18 protein-coding genes and 2 pseudogenes are annotated in these 22,248 nt (G+C 41.3%); 14 read left to right on the forward strand and 6 right to left on the reverse strand.

The features are described 5' to 3' along the window. Window positions 1-105: 105 nt before the first annotated feature. A pseudogene (locus tag DBX26_RS25715) lies at window positions 106-419 on the forward strand (NIPSNAP family protein). Window positions 420-543: 124 nt separating this feature from the next. Then, a pseudogene (gene istA, locus DBX26_RS25180) lies at window positions 544-1,382 on the forward strand (IS21 family transposase); the annotation flags it as partial. Between the two features lie 82 nt (window positions 1,383-1,464). Here istA and DBX26_RS25185 read toward each other — a convergent pair. The 6 genes from DBX26_RS25185 to DBX26_RS25210 all read right to left on the reverse strand — a co-directional run bounded on the left by DBX26_RS25185 (window position 1,465) and on the right by DBX26_RS25210 (window position 5,853). After that, a complete protein-coding gene (locus tag DBX26_RS25185) occupies window positions 1,465-1,728 on the reverse strand; it encodes a DUF5676 family membrane protein (RefSeq protein ID WP_201769217.1) in 264 nt (87 codons plus the stop codon). Between the two features lie 74 nt (window positions 1,729-1,802). Further along, a complete protein-coding gene (locus DBX26_RS25190; protein ID WP_025767116.1) occupies window positions 1,803-2,174 on the reverse strand; it encodes a hypothetical protein in 372 nt (123 codons plus the stop codon). A gap of 35 nt (window positions 2,175-2,209) precedes the next feature. Next, window positions 2,210-2,872 carry an isoprenylcysteine carboxylmethyltransferase family protein gene (locus DBX26_RS25195; protein ID WP_025767115.1) on the reverse strand — a complete coding sequence of 221 codons (663 nt, stop codon included), beginning with the start codon at window positions 2,870-2,872 and terminating at the stop codon, window positions 2,210-2,212. Further along, window positions 2,865-3,200 (reverse strand): DUF2933 domain-containing protein, encoded by a 336-nt coding sequence (locus DBX26_RS25200; RefSeq protein WP_025767114.1) that lies wholly within the window; start codon window positions 3,198-3,200, stop codon window positions 2,865-2,867. The genes DBX26_RS25195 and DBX26_RS25200 overlap by 8 nt, the downstream gene beginning before the upstream one ends. A 41-nt stretch (window positions 3,201-3,241) precedes the next feature. Next, a complete protein-coding gene (locus tag DBX26_RS25205; RefSeq protein WP_118121338.1) occupies window positions 3,242-3,595 on the reverse strand; it encodes a cupredoxin domain-containing protein in 354 nt (117 codons plus the stop codon). 11 nt (window positions 3,596-3,606) lie between these two features. Further along, on the reverse strand, window positions 3,607-5,853 hold the full coding sequence (locus tag DBX26_RS25210; RefSeq protein WP_025767112.1) for a heavy metal translocating P-type ATPase: 2,247 nt from the start codon (window positions 5,851-5,853) through the stop codon (window positions 3,607-3,609). A gap of 845 nt (window positions 5,854-6,698) precedes the next feature. Here DBX26_RS25210 and DBX26_RS25215 point away from each other — a divergent pair. The 12 genes from DBX26_RS25215 to lamB all read left to right on the forward strand — a co-directional run bounded on the left by DBX26_RS25215 (window position 6,699) and on the right by lamB (window position 22,083). Next, window positions 6,699-7,163, forward strand: coding sequence for a hypothetical protein (locus tag DBX26_RS25215; RefSeq protein WP_102963074.1), 465 nt, complete (start codon window positions 6,699-6,701; stop codon window positions 7,161-7,163). 643 nt (window positions 7,164-7,806) lie between these two features. Continuing rightward, entirely contained in the window at window positions 7,807-8,448 is a 642-nt protein-coding gene (locus tag DBX26_RS25220) for a hypothetical protein (protein ID WP_102963032.1), read from the forward strand. Between the two features lie 267 nt (window positions 8,449-8,715). Continuing rightward, window positions 8,716-9,162 carry a MerR family transcriptional regulator gene (locus DBX26_RS25225; protein WP_102963033.1) on the forward strand — a complete coding sequence of 149 codons (447 nt, stop codon included), beginning with the start codon at window positions 8,716-8,718 and terminating at the stop codon, window positions 9,160-9,162. Continuing rightward, on the forward strand, window positions 9,152-11,872 hold the full coding sequence (locus DBX26_RS25230) for a heavy metal translocating P-type ATPase (protein WP_102963034.1): 2,721 nt from the start codon (window positions 9,152-9,154) through the stop codon (window positions 11,870-11,872). Before DBX26_RS25225 ends, DBX26_RS25230 begins: the two co-directional genes overlap by 11 nt. Before the next feature lie 177 nt (window positions 11,873-12,049). Next, window positions 12,050-12,373, forward strand: coding sequence for a hypothetical protein (locus DBX26_RS25235; protein WP_118121339.1), 324 nt, complete (start codon window positions 12,050-12,052; stop codon window positions 12,371-12,373). 100 nt (window positions 12,374-12,473) lie between these two features. Next, window positions 12,474-12,767, forward strand: coding sequence for a hypothetical protein (locus DBX26_RS25240; protein WP_074374617.1), 294 nt, complete (start codon window positions 12,474-12,476; stop codon window positions 12,765-12,767). A gap of 290 nt (window positions 12,768-13,057) precedes the next feature. After that, window positions 13,058-14,899, forward strand: a complete 1,842-nt coding sequence (locus DBX26_RS25245) for a methyl-accepting chemotaxis protein (protein WP_162889795.1) — start codon at window positions 13,058-13,060, stop codon at window positions 14,897-14,899. Between the two features lie 1,190 nt (window positions 14,900-16,089). Continuing rightward, a complete protein-coding gene (locus DBX26_RS25250) occupies window positions 16,090-17,436 on the forward strand; it encodes a hypothetical protein (protein WP_025767106.1) in 1,347 nt (448 codons plus the stop codon). Between the two features lie 364 nt (window positions 17,437-17,800). Then, a complete protein-coding gene (locus DBX26_RS25255) occupies window positions 17,801-18,172 on the forward strand; it encodes a DUF3316 domain-containing protein (protein ID WP_025767105.1) in 372 nt (123 codons plus the stop codon). A 167-nt stretch (window positions 18,173-18,339) separates the two neighbouring features. Continuing rightward, window positions 18,340-19,023 (forward strand): heavy metal response regulator transcription factor, encoded by a 684-nt coding sequence (locus DBX26_RS25260; protein ID WP_118121341.1) that lies wholly within the window; start codon window positions 18,340-18,342, stop codon window positions 19,021-19,023. Continuing rightward, window positions 19,020-20,357, forward strand: a complete 1,338-nt coding sequence (locus tag DBX26_RS25265; protein ID WP_025767103.1) for a heavy metal sensor histidine kinase — start codon at window positions 19,020-19,022, stop codon at window positions 20,355-20,357. The genes DBX26_RS25260 and DBX26_RS25265 overlap by 4 nt, the downstream gene beginning before the upstream one ends. 496 nt (window positions 20,358-20,853) lie before the next feature. Next, window positions 20,854-22,083, forward strand: a complete 1,230-nt coding sequence (gene lamB, locus DBX26_RS25270; protein ID WP_118121342.1) for a maltoporin LamB — start codon at window positions 20,854-20,856, stop codon at window positions 22,081-22,083. Window positions 22,084-22,248: the final 165 nt, after the last annotated feature.

Below are 22,248 nucleotides of genomic sequence, written 5' to 3' on the forward strand. Positions count from 1 at the left end.
ATCGAATGCGCATATCGACATGTTGATGACTTTGGAGAGTGATTTGAAGCAATTTTTGGTTAATAGACAATGCTACTTAGATGAGTACACCGATTTAGAAAGAAAATCCCTGAGTTTGAGAAATATGCTCGTATGTGGATACCGTTAGTTGAACAGTTTGGAGGAGTCCATTATGACTATTTCTTACCGTTATAGGGTGCTAACAATATAGCGATGGCTCTATTCTCATTTTCATAACTAGCGGAATATGAAAAGCACCGACACGAATCCGCGCAAGATGAAGCGGTAAGGCAGCATTCAAATATGCAGAAGACACCGATTGTGTGCTGAGCTATGTGAGTATTCCGGAGCTATCCAGCCACCGATTCCGTTTTAAACCGGACACCATTTCCGGGATAAACCAGCCATTTTTCCACTAACTCCGGAATCACTGTCCGGTTGAGCGGAAACCCTGGCCGGTTACTCCAGAATATCCCTCTTTTCTCTTTTAAATCAATAACTCACTGTTCTTGTTATGCATCTTAACGTAGCAAGGAAGTGATAATGCCGAAAAAGAGAACATCTATGACAAACATTAAAGAGGTATTACGCCTTAAATATGAGTGCAATCTATCGACCAGAAAGATAGTTTCCTGCACGAAAGTCAGTCGCTCGACGGTCTCAGAAATACTGACCCGCTTTGAACAAAGCGCAATGAGCTGGCCACTTCCCGAAAACTGCTCATATACCGAACTGGCTCAGACTCTCTACCGTGACAAAACAACCAGCAACACAAAGGTGATGCCGGACTTCGCTCAGTGTTTTGTCGAACTGAAACGTAAAGGCATGAGCAAACATCTTCTGTGGGAAGAGTATCTGGCTGAATATCAGGAGAGAGCCTATCGTTACACCCAGTTCTGCGAGCATTACACTCGTTGGTTAAAGAAGCAGAAAAGCAGTATGCGTCAGAGCCACCTGGCCGGTGACAAACTGTTCATCGACTACTGTGGGCCAACCATCCCAGTGGTGAACCCTGAAACCGGAAAAATCCGCAACGCTCAGATCTTCGTGGCGACGTTAGGCGCTTCCAACTACACCTATGTCGAGGTCTGTGAAAGCCAGCGGCTAGAACACTGGCTGGAAGCTCATGCCTATGCCTTTGAACATTTCGGCGGTGTGTCGGCGCTTCTTGTGCCTGACAACCTAAAAGCAGCCTTCACCAAAACGGATTGCTACGAACCCAAGCTCAACGATAGTTACCGCAAGCTGGCTTAACATTACCGCACAGCGGTTATGCCAGCACGTCCCCTTATAGTCCCAAAGGTAAAGCAAAGGCAGAGAATGCCGTCCTTATCGTTGAGCGTTGGATCATGATGCGTCGTCATCGAATCTTCCATACCTTCAATTGGTTCGGATCTTCATCGATGTTTACCCGCTCAATCAATTGTGAGTTCAGCCCTTAAAGTGGGTGGGTGATATTACAAATCAACCTCGAAGCTGCATATTATAAATTTTCGCAACCAGCCAACCCAATATACCAGCTAGAAAAGCCCATAAAATTCCTCCTATAACTACACCAAATGTAGATATGTGCCATCCCATGGTATTCCAATCAGTATGTAACATATTGCCCGTAATATTTGACATCATTGTTGGCAATATAATTACCAGTACGGAGCAAATAATCCATATCAGGCCAAATGCTGCCGCACAAGCGACGGCAAGTGCATTTTCACGAACTTTCATCATACCTCTCCTTAAACCGACCAGTATGTATTAGCCTCAATCAGAGTTAGTTCTCCGTGAAAGTGAAGCGGTTAGTGCTATTTATTCTTCTTGTGAGTCTTCGGAGGCATTGAGTGACAACTCCAAGGCTCGTGTTTCGCGTTGTCCCTAACATTTTGGTCAACAAACTTGTAGTAACTCTCTTTAGTTTTTGTCCACCAATCATCATGAACATCAGCACCATGCTTTTTAATGAGTTCTTCAATCCCATCAAGATTGATATTTACAGCGTCATACGCGAGATGTATCTCACCATCTTTTATGTTGTAACTCACTTCATCAATACCAAATACACGGTCTATTTCTTCAATGAGAGCATCGCAATTTATTTTGGTAACATTACTTAACCTCAGATTGCGCACTACTAAGTTCTGCTCTCTGACACCAACTCTATGATCTAAATCGCTCATTTTTTTATCTCCTAATGTGAATGAGAATATTTCTATCACTTTTGATTCATGCTTTTTACTTTCTTAGTTTTTTTGAAATTTGGAATCCAACTTGAGGTTGTGTTCATATAGTCACGGTACTTTGCTCCGAACTCAGAAATAGCATAAGCCTCTTCACGCCTAGCAAGTTTTACATATACAACTACTAAAATTGGAAACATCACAAGTGTGGGAATCGTCGGCCACTGCAACAAAAAGCCGAACATGATGAGAATAAATGCTACGTATTGGGGATGACGGCATCTTGTATACCATCCTGTAGTCGCAAGTTGATGTTGCTTTTGTGCGTGATGAAGTACGTTCCACGCTGATGACAAGATAAAGAAGCCAGTAACGATAAACACCATGCTTGCAATGTGGAACAGATCCCAATGAGCATCGCCTTCAAAACCAAAGAAGGTATGCAATAAGTGCCCATTTTCGTGTGCGTAGAAATTTACTTCTGGGTAATTTTTAGTCAGCCATCCAGACAAGAAATAGATAGTTAATGGAAAACCATACATTTCAGTAAATAGGGCAACTATGAACGCAGAAAATGCACCAAGACTTCGCCAGTCAGTTGATGTTTTGGGTTTGACAAAACTAAAAGCAAAAAAGATAAAAATCGCTGAGTTTAGTATCACCATTGACCATAGGCCATAATCATAGGTCTCATTCATGGTTGTTCTCCTTTTTGTGCGATGTTTTACGTCCTTCTTCTAGTCCTTGTATGTAGCCATCGCGGTAGGCTGCGTTCTTTTCACTCAGTTCTTGAAAGTTCTCTTTCTTATCATGTTCAGTTGTGTGTGAATGATTGTGTCCATCCTTGCCATGGCTGCTGTGCATAAATACGTGCATCAAAGGACATAACAATAAAATTAAATAGGGAAGAAATGGCAGGACATGTTGCCCATGTTCAAACACCAAGAAGTAAGTTGCTGTGGCAATCAGTGCCAGAGCAGCCCAGCCTGTCGGCGTTGACCAAAATTTAGGGCTTTCATTTTTCATGTTGAACTCCTACTGGCTGTAAGTTGTAAGCATACGTTTATCTAAACCACCTTTAAGACACCGCGATACATCTGCATTTGACAATGAAATTCGTAGTCACCGGGAGATAAGCTAGGCAGTGTTATTGATGTTTCAGAATTAAGTTTAAGCTGTTCACTTATTTCTAATGATGGAATTAGCAGAGTCTCAGAACAGGGTGTTTGATCTTTGCGTAAAAATTTAAGTGAAATAGGTTGATTGGAGTTCAATTGAATTGATGATGGCGAATAGACCCCATCCTTCACTTCAATTACCACTTCATTGTTTTTAACAATAGTTTTAGTAGGTTTGTATAACCAGAACCACCAAACAATAAGCGCGATTAATGCTAAGCCGGATAAATTAATCACCATCATAGAGATTCTCCTTAGTGGTCTTTGGCTTTAAATAAACGTAGTCGATTGGCATTTGACACCACAGTTAATGACGAAAACGCCATTGCCGCCCCCGCAATGACAGGACTCAGTAGGATGCCAAAGAAGGGGTAAAGAATACCTGCTGCAAAAGGGACTCCCGCTACGTTATATACAAACGCACCAAACAAGTTTTGCTTGATGTTTTGCAGTGTCGCTTTACTCACTGCTATCGCATCAGCGAGCCCGTGAAGAGAGCCACGCATTAGGGTTATATCTGCGCTTTCAATCGCTACGTCTGTACCTGTGCCTATTGCAAAGCCTACGTCGGCTAATGCCAGAGCTGGGGCATCGTTGATACCATCGCCTGTCATACCAACGATTTCTCCACTGTTTTGAAGTTCTTGAACCTTGTTGGCTTTATCCTCAGGAAGCACTTCTGCTAAAAATTCGTTAATCCCTGCTTTTTTAGCCACAGCCGCAGCAGTTTCCTTGTTGTCACCTGTTAACATGATGACCCGTATTCCATTTGCCTGAAGTCGCTTGATCGCTGAAATAGAATCAGACTTAATCGGATCGGCAACGGCAATAATTGCTGCAAGCTCGCCATTGATAGCAAAGTACATGGGAGTTTTGGCTTCTTTGGCTAAGGATTGTGCCTGCTTTGTGTAGTTAGACAGGTCGATACCTTTTGTTTTCATTAGTTTATCGTTGCCAAAAAATAAGATGTTACCTTCACAGGTTGCTTCTACACCAAATCCCGTTATGGCGTTAAACGCTTCAATTTTTAGTAATTTAACCCCTTTTTCTAAAGCGCTTTCAACAATCGCTTGTGCGAGAGGATGCTCTGAGCCGCTTTCTAAACTAGCGGCAAGCTGCAACACGTTTTTTTCGTCTATAGCATGCGCTAAAACGATATCGGTTACTTTAGGTGCTCCTTCGGTAATCGTGCCTGTTTTATCTAAAATCATGGCAGTGATTTTAGAGGCGGTTTGTAGCGCTTCTCCGTTGCGAATGAGTACGCCTGCCTCTGCTGCTTTTCCAACCCCGACCATAACAGACATAGGCGTCGCTAAGCCTAGTGCACATGGACAAGCGATGATTAACACTGTGGTTGCAGAAACGATGGCAAAAGCAATCGCAGGCTCTGGCCCAAAGTTAAGCCATGCAAGAGCACTTAATATTGAAATGATCATCACCACAGGGACAAAATACGCTGAAATCACATCGGCTAATCGACCTATCGGTGGTTTGGAGTTTTGTGCTCGTTTCACCATATTAATGATTTGTGCCAGCGCAGTATCTTTGCCAACGCGTGTCGCTCTAAATAAAATCATGCCAGATTTGTTCAACGTACCGGCGACAACGTCGTCCTCTTTAACTTTTTCAACTGGCATAGGTTCACCGGTGAGCATTGATTCATCAATAGAAGTACGTCCTTCAAGTACAACACCATCGACAGGAATTTTTTCACCCGGTTTTACTTTCACTACATCGTTAAGTAAAACCTGCTTAATATCTATTTGAATTTCTTTGTTGTCACGAATGACGATCGCTGTTTTGGCTTGCAATCCGATAAGACGCTTGATGGCTTCTGAGGTTTTCCCTCTGGCTTTTATTTCGAGTGCTAAGCCTAAATTAATCAAACCGATGATCATGGCGGTGGCTTCAAAATAAACGTGCCGAGCCATCAGTGGAACGGCGTCGGGAACAAACACGACAACCATTGAATAAACCCATGCTGTACCTGTACCTAATGCGATCAGCGTATCCATATTGGCTGAGTGATTTTTAAAACTTTTCCACGCGCCTATGTAGAAATGCCTGCCGGAAAAGAACATCACTCCTAGCGTTAGCAGGGCAACGACTAACCATGACAACCTCTCTATATCGGTTTCAACTGTCATTTCACCGACAATAATGCTGTAGACCATCAAAGGGACACCGAGCGAAAGCGCAATAAAAGTATCTCGCATCAATTTTTTGTAATACGCCCAATCGGCAGCTTCTTTTTCATCAAGAGTATCTGTATCCGTAGTATCTTCGTCGAGAGGTTTAGCGTTGTACCCAACAGATTCTACAGCTTTGATCAATGATTGAGTATCCGCTGTACCAGATACCAGAACGGTTCTGTCTGCAAAGTTCATCTCTGCACTCTGAACGCCCGGTGTATGATTCAGTGCGGCTTCTATTTTGCCGACACAACTGGCACAACTCGCGCCTTCAATCAATAATTGTTGTTCCGTTAATTCTGTGATCATAGTTTTCTCCTTCTCTTAGCCTTCCGAAGGTTGTTTTTTTGGCTGGTACCAACTGTTTTTGGACAAAGCACCACACTAATCTGTGTCATTTTTTACCATCGTCTAAACCTAGGTCACATGCTCATTTGTAGTCTAGACCTATGTCTAAGGCACAGGTCAAGGCCTTACTTTACCGTAACTCTCCAACTGGCTTTGTTGCTTAATTCGACATGAAGCGCAGGTAGCCTTAGACGGTATTAACACCTCGTGATATGAAGTTTTATTTACGGAGTGGTGTCAGACTAAGTCTTTTAAAATGACAAGTAACTGTCGCAAAAATGACAAAACCTTAATATGAGGCATCTGAGGATAAAATTTCGCACTAAAATGTGGATGCAGACCATATTTTGTAACTTAACGCTCAAATAAAAGTAACAAATAGTAAGAGCAATTGAATGCATATAAAGTGACACTGCTGTCTAACTTGATGTTTATTTCTATTGGGAAGTAATTGGAGAGCAAAAAATGCTGAGTCTACACTTAGCTTGAAATGAATAAGTACTAATACTTTAGCGTTCTCATCTGATTAATAATTATGAGAGCAATGATCGGTATCACCATTGAAATGATTTAGAACGGGAGAACGATAAATGCACGACGATTCCGCTTATGGTTTTTGGCCGCTGGTGATATTGAATTCGGCTATCTTTATTTTCTTCGCTTTTAGTTTTACCAAGCCGAAAACGAAAACTGACTGGCGCAGTCTTGGGGCTTTTTCTGCCTTTATCATTGCGCTTTTTACCGAGATGTATGGATTCCCCAAATTACTATCGATTAAACGACTACAACTTATTAAGGATTATGCTATGAAAAATTTCATAAAAACACTGTGTTCCACCATCGTTGTTGCCGCTGTAATGTCTTCAACGATATTTGCTGAAAAAGTATATGCCCAAACTGATGAAAACCAATCCATGGGCGGTACCATGATGATGGGTATGATGAGCCGAGAACAGATGGCTGATATGTCTGAGCACATGCAAAAAATGCTCAAAATAATGGACAAAATCAAAGGCGAAACCGATCCGGAAAAACGTCAGCAATTAATGCAGGAACATATGCGGGCTATGCAGGAGGGGATGCAGATGATGAATAAAGGTATGCCTATGCAAGACAGTATGAAAATGACTGAACATCAGGGTAAAGGCATGTCGGATAAAATGGGTGAGCCAGACATGATGAAGCGCATGGACATGATGGAAGAGCGCATGGGTATGATGCAAATGATGATGGGACAGATGATGGAGCATGAATCTGAAGCGAAATATTAACAGCACTACTTTCCCTGTGTCTATTGACCTTCCCCTAAGGGAAGGGTCTATAAGTTCTCTTAGGTTGTGTCATAAACACAATTTTGTAAGGATGCCTGAGAGGTTGTGATGCTAAAACCGTTGCATACAATTTGGTTAACCGGACTCACACTGTTTGCTTTATTGCTCTCTAGTGTCTCTGCCAGTTCCTCTCTTAATATGCCGCTCAAAAATAGGGGCGATTCTTTAACTGTATCGTCTCTTTCACATGATGAGCATTTGAAGTGTTTGTCATCACAACTCGAATCAATAACGACCGAAACAGATTGTCATGATTCAACCAATGATATGAATCCAGAGCATCAGTGCTACCCTTCGAGCTGTGCAGCTAGCGCTCTGCTGATTTCTCAAGTCATCATCACAAACTATCAAACACCCCAACGTATCCCTTTCTTCAGGGAAACTGCTGAGTATGTCAACTCGGTAACAGGCAATTTGTATCACCCTCCAATAGTCTGATTCCTTCTTAACGGTTAATACCCTCGTCAACAGTGGCTTTGACATGCTTATCTTGCATGACGTTTGTCTGTATAACCGGCTCAATTTCGTTATTAGATAACGAGCATTTTTGCAGTATCTATCAACTCGAAAAGGAAAATCATCAGTGAATATTCGAAAACCTTTAGCTTGCTTTGCTGCCTTGCTACTTGGATTGAATTCGATCACAGCATTCGCTCATGAAGGTATGCATGACTCAGAGAGGAACTCTGGTTTGAAAGAAGTGAACCAAGACGTACCAGCATTAGCACTGGATTCTGCTGAATTTAAACAAGCCCAAAACCTTTTTCGTGCGGTTGGTGGCTATGGCTGCACCGCATGCCATGGTCTGTTTGCTCAAGGGGGCGGTAACGTGGGGGGAAATATAAGAGACCATTCACTAAGCCAGATAAATTATGCCCTTCAGAATGAGCCAACAATGAAGCTACTGAATAATGCACTTAGCGATGGAGATAAATATGCTCTGGCTGGATATCTCAAAGCTTTGGGTAAATTGGAACTCATTGAGTGGACGATTGATGGAGAGGTTTCATACACCAAGGTGGAAATTGATAAAGAATCAGATAATCAACTGGTTATATTCAACAAAACTTTTGACTCTATCGATTTGTCTTTGATGCCGATTGGTAATAATCACACACTTTCAATCGAACCCTATGCAACAGAATCGTATACGTGGAAAGCACAACCCGGTGAATACAGATTGCAATACAACCAGCATGTTCTTGATATGTCCTTCAGGTTCTGAATAAAAGGAAAATTGACGATAGTCTCTTGACCTATGTGTTGCACACAGGTTTTAAACTCAAAATAGAAACATAGATAAAGATGTAAGGAGTTCGTTATGAGTTGTTGTAATAAAGCGCCTAATGGCGGAACCAGTGACCCTAAATTATTGTTGAAAGTGACTTTAGGTATGTTAGCGGTCATTGTGTTGTTAGTTTTTTTATTTGGTTGATTATCCTTAGGAATTTTGTGCTATCTCACTATTTTGTTGCCATTCAGAGGGTTAAGTATGCTGACAACTGAAATTGCCCGGACAGTCGGGGTTACTGCGGAAACGGTTCGCTTTTATACCAGAAAAGGACTGATCTCTGCGACGAAAGACCCTAGTAACGGCTATAAAATTTACCCACCGAGTGCTGTGGATAGATTGCGGTTTATTAGTCATGCGCGAAGTATTGGCTTTAGCTTAAGCCAGATTGAAGAGATCATAGAATACTCTCAGCAAGGAAATTCTCCCTGTCCGAAAGTACGGAAAATGCTGAGTGATAAAATATCTGAGACACAACAAAAAATTAAAGAATATCAGATGCACCTGGCTGTTATGGAAGAAACTTATTCCGAGTGGGTGCATGAACCAGACATGACTCCTGACGGGAAGGCGATATGCTGCCTGATTGAAGACTGGTCAGATAAACATCCATCGATTAACTCTCAGGAGGCAAAAAATGAAGGTTAAAGAATATTCTCTTGCGTTATCAGGTGTCAGTTGCGGCAATTGTGTTACAAAGATCGTTTCTGCTTTAAGGGAAAGCGATCCTGATATCTCTCTGGTTATTAATAATAGTAAAGATAAAACAGACCTTATTACCACATTGGAACCAGAAAACGCGATACAAATTATTTCCAGCACTGGATATGCTGCGACTTTGCCCGTAATTCACCAATACGAAACAATATTGGCTAACGTTTCTTGCCAAAACTGCGTTAAAAAAATCACGTCTGGCATTAGAGATGTTGATAACAATGCTGATGTGTCAGTGGACATTTTGGCTCAGCGGTTAGTTGTCAATAGCCATGTCAGTGATTCAGAGGTGGAACGTATTCTACTGGAGTTAGGGTACAGTGGCCTAAACGAAGAGCGGAATACCGCTGTTCCCGATGTGGCTGAAGCTAATACGACCAGTGTTCATATGGATTTATTGGCTCAAAAACAGACGGTGAATCTGGCTTTAGTGGGAGTGACATGCGCCAGTTGTGTCAATACCATTGAGGGGGCTCTGACAAATCTGGAAGGTGTTGAATCTGTGGATGTCAACTTTGCCAACCGTACAGCGACCGTTCAGTCTCATCAATCAACACTATCACTTATTCAGGCTATTCAGGCGGTTGGTTACGATGCCAGTGAAATCGTTGATGCTGATGAGGCGGAAGATATCAAAGCAGAGCAGGAAGCCCAAGAGTATCGGTTTAAAATCAGGCAAAGTATTATCGGTCTGGGACTGGGTATTCCATTGATGGGTTATGGCCTACTGGGTGGCCCTATGAATGTAAATACCCTCTCAGAGCAAGCTCTCTGGCTTGGTATCGGATTGTTGACATTGGTTATTTTGTGGCGAGCCGGCAAGCATTTTTTTAAGGGAGCCTGGAAAGCGTTCTTAAATCGTAACGCCAACATGGATACCCTTATTGCACTCGGCACTGGGACGGCCTGGCTCTATTCAATGGTGGTAGTTTTAGGACCTCAATGGTTACCTGAAAGTGCCAGACACCTCTATTTTGAGGCGACCGCAATGATAATCGGTTTGATCAACCTTGGGCAAGCGCTTGAGGTTCGGGCCAGAGGCAGAACGTCTCAGGCTATCAGACGGTTACTTGATCTGAGAGTAAAAACTGCGGTGGTGATTCGTGACGGACAAGATGTCTCCGTTCCTGTCGAACAGGTGATGCGGGGTGACAAGATCCGGGTAAGAGCAGGTGAGAAAATTCCTGTGGACGGTGTGGTCACTGATGGGCGTACGACGATAGATGAGTCTATGTTAACCGGGGAACCGATTCCCATAGAGAAGCAACCGGGCAGCCAGGTATCCGCAGGCACCATAAACGGTCAGGGAAGTTTTGTGTTTGAAGCGAAAAAGGTAGGTAGTGACACTGTTCTTGCTCAGATTATCAGCATGGTCTCCAATGCGCAGAACTCGAAACCTCCTATTAGTCACTTAGCCGACAAGGTTTCTGCCGTTTTTGTACCAACAGTTATGATCTTATCCATTATGACTGCTTTGATATGGTACAACGTTGGTCCGCAGCCAACTCTGGCCTATATGATTGTTGCCGCAACCTCAGTACTTATTATCGCTTGTCCCTGCGCTCTCGGGCTGGCGACGCCAATATCTACCATGATTGGAGTTGGGAAGGCGGCAGAGTTTGGTGGTTTGATCCGCAACGGAGAAGCCTTACAGCGGGCAAGTGAATTGGATGTTGTCGTATTGGATAAAACCGGGACCATCACACAGGGTAAACCTGAGGTCACAAACTTCCGTGTCTTTTCGGGTGAAGAAAATATTTTGTCGCTGGTTGAGACTTTGGAAAAAGGCTCTAACCACCCATTGGCTCAGGCATTAACCAGCTATGCGCAACACCACGCTCAATCTGGAGAGTCACCACAAGTATCCGAGTTTGAGTCCTTAACCGGTATGGGAGTGCAGGCTCACTACAACGGGAAAAGATTGCTCCTTGGTAACGATAAGCTTATGAATCGGTTTGGACTGAAAACAGAGACCGTGAGTGAATACGCCATCCAGTGGGAACAAGATGCAAATACTGTGGTGTACTTTGCTGTAGATAACGATATTCAGGCTCTTTTTGGTATCAGCGATCCTATAAGAGAAGATGCCCGAAGTGCGATTGATCGTTTTCACCAACAAGGTATTCATGTCGTTATGCTAACCGGAGATAACGAAAATACGGCTAGGGCGGTTGCGAGCTTGTCCAATGTTGACGAGTTTTACGCAGGGCTAATGCCAGAGGATAAGCTTAGCTGGATTAAAGAGTTTCAGGTACAGGGAAAAGTTGTCGGCATGGTTGGCGATGGGATCAATGATGCTCCGGCACTTGCTCAGTCCGACGTTGGGTTTGCTATCGGAAGCGGCACCGATGTTGCCATTGAAAGTGCGGATATCACTCTGATGCGAAGCTCTCTGCATGGTATTTCAGATGTTATAGGGATCAGCAGTGCAACGATGACAAATATCAAACAGAACCTCTGGGGGGCGTTCATTTACAACTCCCTGGGTATACCAGTCGCAGCAGGATTACTATTTCCATTTACGGGCTGGCTTCTAAGTCCAATCATTGCAGGAGCAGCAATGTCGCTGTCATCTGTTACGGTCGTCACTAACGCAAACCGGTTGCGCTTATACAAGCCTGGCCGTTCTATCAGTAATAAATAGGAGGTTGATATGTGGGTGAACGTAATAGGTCTTACAGCCATTGTACTGATCATCTGGTGGTTTTGGGGGAAACAACTCGGCAGAAAATGACAATATTGTCATCATTACCGTCCGGTTACTGACAGGTACTGTAGGCTAAGATCAGCACTAGATAGAGTAAGTAATTTGGAGAAAGTTATGAAAGCTAACAACAAAAATCACAGTTGCCATTCGGGACACGGCGCGCACAAAGGCCATGGTTGGATGATGCTTCTATGTGTACTGTTTATGGTCGGAATACCGTTCCTGGTTCTCTCCTCAACCATGAGTTCGTTTAGTCCGTCTCTGCTTGGTACCGCACTTGTGCCTCTGATTTTATGTCTGGTCATGCACGGGGTGATGATGAAATTTATGATGCCAGGAAGTACAAAAGATCAGGATGCTTCTCAAGAACCGCAGGATAAGAAAGAGGTGCAAATGGTAGAAGATAAAACGAATGATGGTGGTCGATTTAGCGCTTGATTTATCTCATTCAAAGCAACGAATCAGGAAACCAAGATTTCTAAGTCTTTTGATAACGCCGTACAACTTTAAATTTAAAAAAGAGAATAAGGATTGAATAATGAAAACTGTTCTTACAACAATGCTGATCGGTAGCCTTATTTCTGCACCAATATTTGCACAGGATATGGTAAAAGACAGCGCAACCGAAGGTTCTCATAATCAGCACCACGGTTCGGAGAGTAACACTTCTTCATCCGCTGAAATGCCGATGATGGATATGATGCAGAACATGGAAAATCACCAGCAGATGATGTCGCAGATGCATGCCATGATGACTGAAATGCATCAGATGATGTCAGAGAAAGGTTGCGACAAAGCAATGGGAAAAAATATGATGGAAAAAGAAAGCTAGTTACCGATTCCGTACACAATTTCTCTTTATCTACTTTAAATTTAGCTCGTGCTTATGGCCGGGCTTTTTTCTTTTTTTTCAAAATTTTAATTGATTTTTAGCATGATATAGATCATCTGAATATTTTGTAACTTCATGTATAACTATCTGATGTGTCGAATGTTTGCTGGATTAATATAAATGTTTAATAACTTGAAACTTGGTCAAAAGATAGGCCTGGGTTTTGCGACTCTATGGTATTTCTTTCCATTATAGTGATGATGAGTATTTTCACGCTGAATAAGGCTGATTTGGGTATAGAATCGTATAGTCGCCTTAGTGAAGTGTCTGACTTTAGTTATCATATTCGAAATAAATTGATTGAAGTGAAAGAAGATACACGAGCGTACTTATTGTCAAATAGTGATACAGACATTCAACGCTACAACAAACATATCTCGGAGTTGGACAAAGCCCTTCAGATGCACTTACCCTCATTCGACATGAAAAATGCAAAAGTGCTTAACGACATATCAAATAAACTGCATCAATATGATGAAATATTTTCAGATGTAATCAACCAAACAAAACAGAGAAGCGATGTTTTGAATGGTGTCCTTGAACGGAGTGGTGAGCATATGTTCAGTACCATGCGTCAACTTGCAGTCAAGGCTTATGATTATGGTGACACAGACTCTGCGTATCGGGCATCTCTGGTTCAGGAAAAGCTGCTATCAAGTCGGATCAATGTGTTGAAGTTTCTACAGTCAAGCAGTGATGAAAATTACGATATAGCCTTGAAAGATATGCAAGAGTTGAAAGGCGAAGCTATGGCGTTAAAGAACCTGTTAACCGAGGATTCATTGAAAGGCCTCCTTACTCAGTATCACACGTCACACAAATCGTATCTTCAAGCAATGAGTTTGATTCAACAGGCCGAAGTTGCCCGAAAAGAATTGATTCAAGTTCGCCTTAAAGGTTTAGAAACTGAAATAGAAAAAGACATATTAGAGATTCAATCTACCGTCAATGATAGCAAGAGAACAACCGAACTGGCATTGAAGTCAACAACAAAGCAGAGTATCCAGTTTACTACTGCTATTTCATTTATTGCCATTTTAATCGGTACTGTCTTGGCGTACTTGATGACTATCTCGATTACTAAGCCCATTTTGAAAGCTATCGATGCAGCAGATAAGCTTTCTCAGGGAGATTTATCGGGCTGCTCTGACGAATCAAGTGTTCGAAAAGATGAGGTTGGAACGTTACTCAATGCGATCAATGTTACGACGATACGATTGAGAAGTATGGTCAGCACGATTGCTGAAGCCGGTAAAGAGCTGAATCAAACATCTTCGGTGATGATCAATCTGACGGAGAAATACTCCAACAGTATCCAGAGACAAGAACAGGAAACCGATTCCGTAGCAACTGCAATGACGGAAATGACAGCGACCGTAAAAGATGTTGCTCAAAATACTTTAATGGCTGAACAAACAGCAAGTGAAGCAAGGGAGCAAGCAACGAAAGGTTATATCATTGCAAAAGAGACCACGCAGATAATCAATAAGCTAGCTCAATCCGTTGGTGATTCTGCTGAAAAATTATCTGTAGTGGAAGTTGAGTCCGGTGATATTGGCAATATATTAAATGTTATCTATGAAGTCGCGGAGCAAACGAATCTTCTCGCTTTAAATGCGGCCATTGAGGCAGCAAGAGCGGGGGAACATGGTCGTGGTTTCGCGGTTGTTGCTGACGAAGTAAGGCTACTTGCACAGCGAACTCGAGAGTCAATCACTCAGATACATACTATCACTGAAAAACTACAACATGGTATCCAAGATGCTGTTCAGGCAATGAACAATGGTAAAACTCAAACCGTGTCCAGTGTTGAACAGGTTAGCCTCATGGGCGACGCACTATCGGCTATTGAAGAGTCCGTGTCAGTTATTTCTGATATGAATACTCAAATTGCTAGTGCTTCTGGTCAGCAAAGTATCGTCGCGGATCGTGTCGGTGAACATATGAAATCCGTTGGTGAAATTGCTCGTAGAAATACAAACACGATTATGGATATCAACTCGTTATGTAGTGATGTCGGTAGTTTATCAATTCAACTGAGTAAGCTGATCAGTCAGTTTAAGCTTTCATAAATCAGCAAATTATTTGGATGGTGCCTGGTTGAGCTGAGATGTATAAAAATTCGCTTTAATTAAAAAGAGACGTTGGGTAGCTGAGCCACATGAAATGAGGTTGATAGATTGTTCAGGTCGGTTCTCATATTTTGAAGTGCTGTGTCTGCGCGGGCTTACCGTGGCACTCTTTCGTTCTCTGCCATTGAAGAGACAAGGAAGTTCAACAAATATGAAATTTGGTGCCCTCTTCCTTAGGTCTATTGCTAATCGTTCATCTCAGTACTGCTTGTTTCTTTGGTGAAAAGAGCGAACCAGATTTTTCGTATTCGTATCTTCTGTCGTTATTATTCATTCTCTCTCTGTTTAATCTCATATTAGATGGAGATAATGTTTATTAAGTAGTGATAATAAAAAAAGCTGAGCCTAATGCTCAGCTATAAATGATAAATAAAATAATGAACCTCAAATGTTTCCATATGAGTAAGCAGTGGATCTCTAGTATAAATGCAATATAATGAATTTTTCCTGACCAGGGAATGACAGATTTGTCATGGAATTAACAATAAATATAAGACATAACGCCATTGTTCTTAATTATTAATTACAGAAAAATTAATAGGATGATAGGTAATTGTTAAGCTTTACGATGCAGAGGGTGTTTTGTTATTGTTTATGTGAGGTTTTGATTTTTTTTTGTTTTTATCCAAGCAATTGCTTTTGGTAACATCACGCTTCTAAATGTTTTTCTACAGCAATGAACTGCTTTTATCGCTTTTTTCTATATTTTCCTCTGTGCTGGGAATACTTAAAATACAAATGGCAAAGGATATTAAAATTACACGAATGTCATTTTTGAGTCATGTTTATGACATGAATGAATTGTTAATTTCTCCGTTATAGAAATTAGATGAATGATTACCTATTCAAAAATATGCATGGTTAGAACAAATTAAGCAGCTTTGTCTGCTTAATTATTTTTTGAGTAGAAAGCAGCGTGATATTGCTTTGCCAGTATTTTAATTTTGTTGAGTGGGGCGATACCATAATATTATATGGCATATTTTTCTTTGTCTCCTTCGTGACTTTGTTAGTACTGGCATGCAATTAAATGGCCCCTCTCTTTCTGTAGTAGGGGGTAGGAATGTCGAAAGTTATATGAGAATCAATAGATTTTTGTCCTGTTTCGACAACACAAGGAAATTGCATAAATGATTGAAAAAAAATTAAAAATGGCTGCTCCTTTGGCAGTGGTACTAATTACAGCTCCGGCACTGGCTGATGTCGCTTCACCATCGCTAGATGGTTTGAAGGGTGAAATTGATCAACTGACCGCAGAAGTCGCTAAACTAAAAAATGACCAATCTGCTATCAGGCTTAATGGTTATTACCGTATGCAAGGCACGGCGGAAAGCCTCGATGAAACTGACGATAATAGTAGTACTTGGGTTGATCAGCGTCTGCGCATGAAGGTCACCGGCGACCTGAATGAAAATGTTTCTGTGGTTTGGTACGGTGAGTACGATGCTCCCTTTGGTGAAAAAGGCAGTAAGACGGTCGCAGGTTCAGGTGGCAAACTCAGTTCTGATGGCGTTGGTATTGAGACAAAAAACGCTTACGTTGATTTTAGACTACCGAATACGGACTGGAAGGTACGAACGGGTATTCAAGGGTATGGTTTTGGCAAATATGAGAGTTTCGTGACTGATGATGACATGAACGGCATCTCGTTTTTGGGCAATATAGACATGGTCAACCTGAGCGGGGGGTGGTTTAAATGGGATGAAGGAGAAAGAGATTCGTCAGACGACGTCGACTTCTACGTGTTGAATGGTGAGTTAAACCCTAACGATAATCTAAGTTACGGTTTTACTGGAGGCTCAATCAACAACAGGAACGAAGATGCCATTAATGGCACGGCTGCTCGAACGGACGATATTTATCTTGGATCCTACGTTGACTACACTTATGGTGACATGGCTTATAGCGGTTCTGTACTCTATAAGATTGCGTCAGGAATGGACTCAAATGCTTCTGATGGGGAAGCATTCATGTTAAATCTCTATGCTAAAAAACATTGGACTGGCGGTTATATTAAAGTCCACGGTATCTATATTCCTGCTGACGACAGCAGTAATGGGACAGATCGTTTTGCTGAAAACAATTCAGGTTATGAGCTCAACAATAGTAACCTGATGATATTTGGAACCGATTCATACTATAACAACGGCTCGCAAGGCGGTAAGGCAGTTTATGATGCGGCTTACCAAGGGTACGGCTTGTTGGGTTTGATGCTCTCTGGTGATCAGATGCTAGAAGATGACTACTATGTTAAGTATGGCGCTGGTTACTTCAGAGTGGCTGACGATGCCCCTCAGAGTGCTTCACAGGCAAATGGTTCGAATCTTGGTGCTGAATTGGCTGCACAGTTTGGCAAAAAATTTGCGGGTATATATGACTTGAGTTTGCGTGGTTCTTACGGTTTTATGGGGGATTTCTATCAAGAAAGCTCTGAGGACACATACAAGATTGTTGCTATGCTCAATGTCGTATTCTAATTGAATCATTAAATACAATTAATTTTATTATGACGGTCAAGCAGTCGCTTGACCGTTTTTCTGCGTTATCAAATCATTCAAGATTATTATTTTATTGAATCCAGGATGTTCTTCTCATGAGTTTTAATCAAAGTCGAGCCTTATGGATAACCTTTTTCTTATTAATGGGTTAACCGATTTTTACCATTCGGACCGTTTCCATTGTTAATCTTTCTGTGTATAGCGTTGATATCAACCAATGAGTTCAACTCATTAACTTTAAGGAAATATGACAAAATTGTCATCTTAAAGACCAGAGTTCGACACCATGGCACCATTAAGATGTGATCAAGTTACAAATATCAACGCAACAAAAGGAAATCCAATGAAACTGATGAAAACGACTTTTACGACAGCAGCCTTGATTTTACTAAGTGGAAACGTCCTAGCTGGCCAGTATATTGATACTTTTGGCAATTATGAGGAAAGGTTGGCAACTCGTACATTTCACACCGAAGCGGTCTCTTCAAAACAAGAAGCTTATAAATTAGGCTTACAGAAATTGCATGAACTTGATAACAGCTCGACACAAGAGCTCGACCGTAAATTGATGATTACAACATCAACCAATAACGACGTCCATTTGAATAAAAACGGTTATATTACTGTACAGGAATTTATGAATAATGCTGGACAGATACTGTATAAAGGGGAAGTCAACGTCAGTTATCATTACGCAGAACTTCGTGACCATTAAAACAACGAAGTAACAATGACTTGATTGCTCTTAATGTCAATGAGTCATTGTTACTTCTGTGCTAAATGGAGTCTGCTGAATATTCACTCAGCAAGATCCCATTCAGTTATTTGAGCTAATATGTATTTCAAAGCTTTAAGCACATAACACCATGATATTTATTAAAAATGAAGCTATTAATTATTGAAGATGAGCCTATAACAGGCAGCTACTTAAAAAAGGGATTTACAGAGTCAGGCTACGTTGTTGATCTCGCTTATGACGGTGTCGATGGACTCTACCAAGCGACTACTAATCATTATGATCTTATTATATTAGATATCATGCTTCCTAAGTTAAATGGTTGGCAAGTTTTACAGACAATGCGAAGCAGTCAATTAAATACGCCAATCATTATGCTTTCTGCAAAAGATCAGGTCGAAGACAGGGTTAAGGGACTAGAGTTGGGAGCGAACGATTATGTCGTCAAACCTTTTGCTTTTGTTGAGTTGCTTGCCCGGGTTAAAAATGCGTTAAGGCACCAAAATAGGCAAGTGAAGAATGATGCAACTCTAGATCTTGCTGATTTATCTCTGGATCTTTTGAAGCGGACTGTTTACAGAAGTGGTGAGATGATCGCTCTGACTGCCAAAGAATTCTCTTTATTAGAACTCTTTCTGCAAAGACGTGGCGAAGTTCTGTCGCGTTCACTTATCGCATCTTTGATATGGGACATGAACTTTGATAGTGATACCAATGTTATTGATGTGGCAGTTAAAAGGTTGCGAGCTAAAATTGATAAGCCCTTTGATGTTAAATTAATTCATACGGTGCGTGGAATGGGCTATAAATTAGATGATTCTCTAGAATGAAGCTGAAAATTAAAAACTCAATGGCAACTAAGCTGATGTTCATGTACATCGCATCTTCGTTCGTTGTGCTTGCTTCATTTGCCTTAATTCTTCAGTATTCAATTAAACATCATTTTTATCAGCAAGATTACCAACGCCTCGATAACCATTTCCAAACAATCTTTTCCGCGTTTGATAGTTTAAGTGATAACGCTATTACAGCGTTAAAGGCAGAATCGGCATATCTTTGGGTATTAGACCGGGAGGGCATACCTGTGTTCACAAACACGACGTTATCTCTGCCCAACAATTCAACAAGGTTGAACTCGATGGAATGGACGGTCGATGGACACGCATATCGAGCTTTCCGGTTTCAGCTAAAACACCCACAATACGGCGCTATTGTGCTTGGACTCAATGTTGACCATCATCTCTTATTTATTAGTAAATTTAATATTGTTCTATTTTGGGCGTTTGTCATAGCGAGCGTAATATCAGGTGTATATGCCGTTTTTATTGTTCACAAAGGGCTAAAGCCTCTGCTCGTTTTACAGAGGTATCTGAGTAAAGTAAGCGCGAATCGCTTGGATATCAGAGTACCGGTTGAAGAGCTTCCCGTAGAGCTGGTGCAACTGGTTGAAACACAAAATGAAATGTTGGAACGTTTACAGCGTGGCTTCAATCGACTCAGTGAGTTTTCGTCTGATATCGCACACGAATTAAGAACGCCTCTAACCAATATTATGACTCAGACGCACGTTTCTTTATCTTCTAAAAGAGCGGTGGATGAATATGAGGAAATACTCCTTTCCAATATGGAGGAACTGGAAAGGCTGAACAAGACTATCAAAGATACTCTCTATTTAGCTAAGTCTGAAAATCGCTTGCTTCACAGTAATAAAGAGGTGCTCCAATTAACAGAAATCATCAGGCCACTCCTTGAGTTCTATGAATTGATGGCTGACGAAAAGGAAGTTTGTTTAGAGTTAAGTGGAGATTGTGAGCAGTTTGGTGATAAACAGATGTTGCAACGTGCAGTTGGCAATATTATTTCTAACGCGCTGAGGCATTGTGATGTTGGCTCTATGGTATCCATACAGATTGTAGAAGGTGAAGAATACAATTCTATCAAGATAAAAAATACTGGAGAGGCAATCCCGGAGAGTTCTTTACCCTATCTGTTTGATCGGTTCTATCGAGCCGACAAGTCCAGGAAACATAGCAGAAGTATTGGCGCTGGGCTTGGTTTAGCCATTACACGATCTATTGTCCAGGCACATGGTGGCGAAATCACAGTGTCTTCCAGAGAAAGAATCACTGAGTTTAATCTCACAATGAAAAAGGGTGAGGTATAAACGGGCTTGGTTAGATTTCTTTAATGAATCCGTTTTGTGGCAATATTGTTGTCTAAATTAAACTTAAGTGCCTATTTATTACAATTCATGACATTATTGTCATATTTCAGTCAGGTGAAAATCAGTATACATCCTTTATTCTAACCTTGTTCTCATAATTATTGGTTCGATGAGAACGCTTTTTTCATTTCTTATTCTTTTCATGCTGAGTGTAGACTCAGCATTTTTTTGATCGCCATTTATTTATCAATAAAAATAAATATCACATTAGGAATTTTATACCACGCTGTATACATTCAGTTGTTATTGTTGTTTGTTGCGTTTATTTTATCATTAAGTTACAGGGTATGGTCTGTGTCCAAATTTTAGAGCGAAAAATTATTCGAATTCCCCTCAAATTATAGTTTTGTCATTATTGTGACAGTTTGTTGTCATTTTTAAAGTCTTAGTCTGACACCAATCCGTAAATAAAACTTCATATAAAGAGGTGTTAATAATGAAACTCAAAAAAACAATATTAGTGGTGTCTGTACTCAGTGCTTTTAATGCATTAGCCGATTCCGATACTTCCTATTTTGGGTATATTCGCAGTGGTATTGGTATGAGTGGAAACAATGGTCAGGATGTTCAGTTCCACAAGAACCAATTAGGTCGCTTAGGTAATGAGAATGATACCTATGGGGAATGGGGTGTTAAAAATGAGGTATACAATCAAAATGGCTTATCTTTCGACGTTGAGTCGATGGCTGTTATTTACACCGATGGTTCTACAGGATGGGAAACTAGCGAAGATGAAGATTTTACCGTAGCACTACCTCAAATTAATGTTCAGGCGAATGGAATAATTAAGTCCGCTCCTGAAGCAACGCTTTGGGGAGGGAAACGATACTACCAAAGACATAATGTCGATTTGGCTGACTTTTACTACTGGAATATTTCCGGAGCAGGTGCAGGTGTTGAAGGCATCCAAACTGAATCCGGTAAACTCTCGGTTGCCTGGATAAGAACAGACCGTGATGAAGTTGTCGATGAAGGGAATAATAGCGGAGTCTTAAACGTCAATGTCCTGGATGTTCGACTGGCTGATATCCCACTTTGGCGAAATGCTTCTTTAGAGGTGGGTGGGGACTATGCTCTCACTAACGAGAGTAGTAGTTATGAAGGCGATGTAAAAAATGGTGTCTTATTCAGTGTTGAGCTGACGCAAAATTTTAGTTTTGGTAAGAACAAAACGGTGTTCCAGTTCGGTACAGAAGGCTACGGTAAAGCCATTGCTGAATATGGTGATGGTTCTTGGTACGGAGCAGAAGCTGAGAGCGGAGCGGCAGCATACAGAATTATTAACTGGGGGGTTACTCAAATTGCAGACCAATGGGAAATGGGGCATCAGCTTGTCTGGTCATCTTCTACCGATGATATTGATGCAGGCCAAACGAATGATATCTCTTATTTTTCTTCCGTAGTGCGCCCGGTTTACAAGTGGGATGAGAACATGAAGACCTTGCTTGAAGTCGGATATTTTAATAGAAATGTAGGTGACGGATCCGAAGAGTCAGGGAGTAAAATCACAGTAGCTCAAGCTTGGACTACGGGGTTAAGTTATTGGGCACGTCCAGAAATTCGCTTGTATGCTAGTCATTTTAACGACTTCGATAATACGGACGCTTTAGGAGTAGGAAAAGACAGTGAATTTAATTTAGGTGTACAAGCTGAGGTTTGGTGGTAATTAAATAAAACATCATTGAGTTGATTGCTTTCTAGCAAACTATAATCCGAGTGGTATTAAATTACTCGGATTTTTTATGCTGTAACTCATTAAAATCACTGTTACTTTCTTTGATTTTGAACTTTCGTTTCAGATTCAACTATATCTATTGGGATTGATAGGGAA

Source organism: Vibrio sp. dhg (assembly GCF_003443775.1).
Taxonomy (GTDB): Bacteria; Pseudomonadota; Gammaproteobacteria; order Enterobacterales; family Vibrionaceae; genus Vibrio; species Vibrio natriegens.

Bases quoted from the DNA above. Each gene is read 5' to 3' on its own strand.
- DBX26_RS25185 (WP_201769217.1), bottom strand. From the start codon at position 1,728: ATGATGAAAGTTCGTGAAAATGCACTTGCCGTCGCTTGTGCGGCAGCA.
- DBX26_RS25190 (WP_025767116.1), bottom strand. From the start codon at position 2,174: ATGAGCGATTTAGATCATAGAGTTGGTGTCAGAGAGCAGAACTTAGTA.
- DBX26_RS25195 (WP_025767115.1), bottom strand. From the start codon at position 2,872: ATGAATGAGACCTATGATTATGGCCTATGGTCAATGGTGATACTAAAC.
- DBX26_RS25200 (WP_025767114.1), bottom strand. From the start codon at position 3,200: ATGAAAAATGAAAGCCCTAAATTTTGGTCAACGCCGACAGGCTGGGCT.
- DBX26_RS25205 (WP_118121338.1), bottom strand. From the start codon at position 3,595: ATGATGGTGATTAATTTATCCGGCTTAGCATTAATCGCGCTTATTGTT.
- DBX26_RS25210 (WP_025767112.1), bottom strand. From the start codon at position 5,853: ATGATCACAGAATTAACGGAACAACAATTATTGATTGAAGGCGCGAGT.
- DBX26_RS25215 (WP_102963074.1), top strand. From the start codon at position 6,699: ATGAAAAATTTCATAAAAACACTGTGTTCCACCATCGTTGTTGCCGCT.
- DBX26_RS25225 (WP_102963033.1), top strand. From the start codon at position 8,716: ATGCTGACAACTGAAATTGCCCGGACAGTCGGGGTTACTGCGGAAACG.
- DBX26_RS25230 (WP_102963034.1), top strand. From the start codon at position 9,152: ATGAAGGTTAAAGAATATTCTCTTGCGTTATCAGGTGTCAGTTGCGGC.
- DBX26_RS25235 (WP_118121339.1), top strand. From the start codon at position 12,050: ATGAAAGCTAACAACAAAAATCACAGTTGCCATTCGGGACACGGCGCG.
- DBX26_RS25240 (WP_074374617.1), top strand. From the start codon at position 12,474: ATGAAAACTGTTCTTACAACAATGCTGATCGGTAGCCTTATTTCTGCA.
- DBX26_RS25250 (WP_025767106.1), top strand. From the start codon at position 16,090: ATGATTGAAAAAAAATTAAAAATGGCTGCTCCTTTGGCAGTGGTACTA.
- DBX26_RS25255 (WP_025767105.1), top strand. From the start codon at position 17,801: ATGAAACTGATGAAAACGACTTTTACGACAGCAGCCTTGATTTTACTA.
- DBX26_RS25260 (WP_118121341.1), top strand. From the start codon at position 18,340: ATGAAGCTATTAATTATTGAAGATGAGCCTATAACAGGCAGCTACTTA.
- DBX26_RS25265 (WP_025767103.1), top strand. From the start codon at position 19,020: ATGAAGCTGAAAATTAAAAACTCAATGGCAACTAAGCTGATGTTCATG.
- lamB (WP_118121342.1), top strand. From the start codon at position 20,854: ATGAAACTCAAAAAAACAATATTAGTGGTGTCTGTACTCAGTGCTTTT.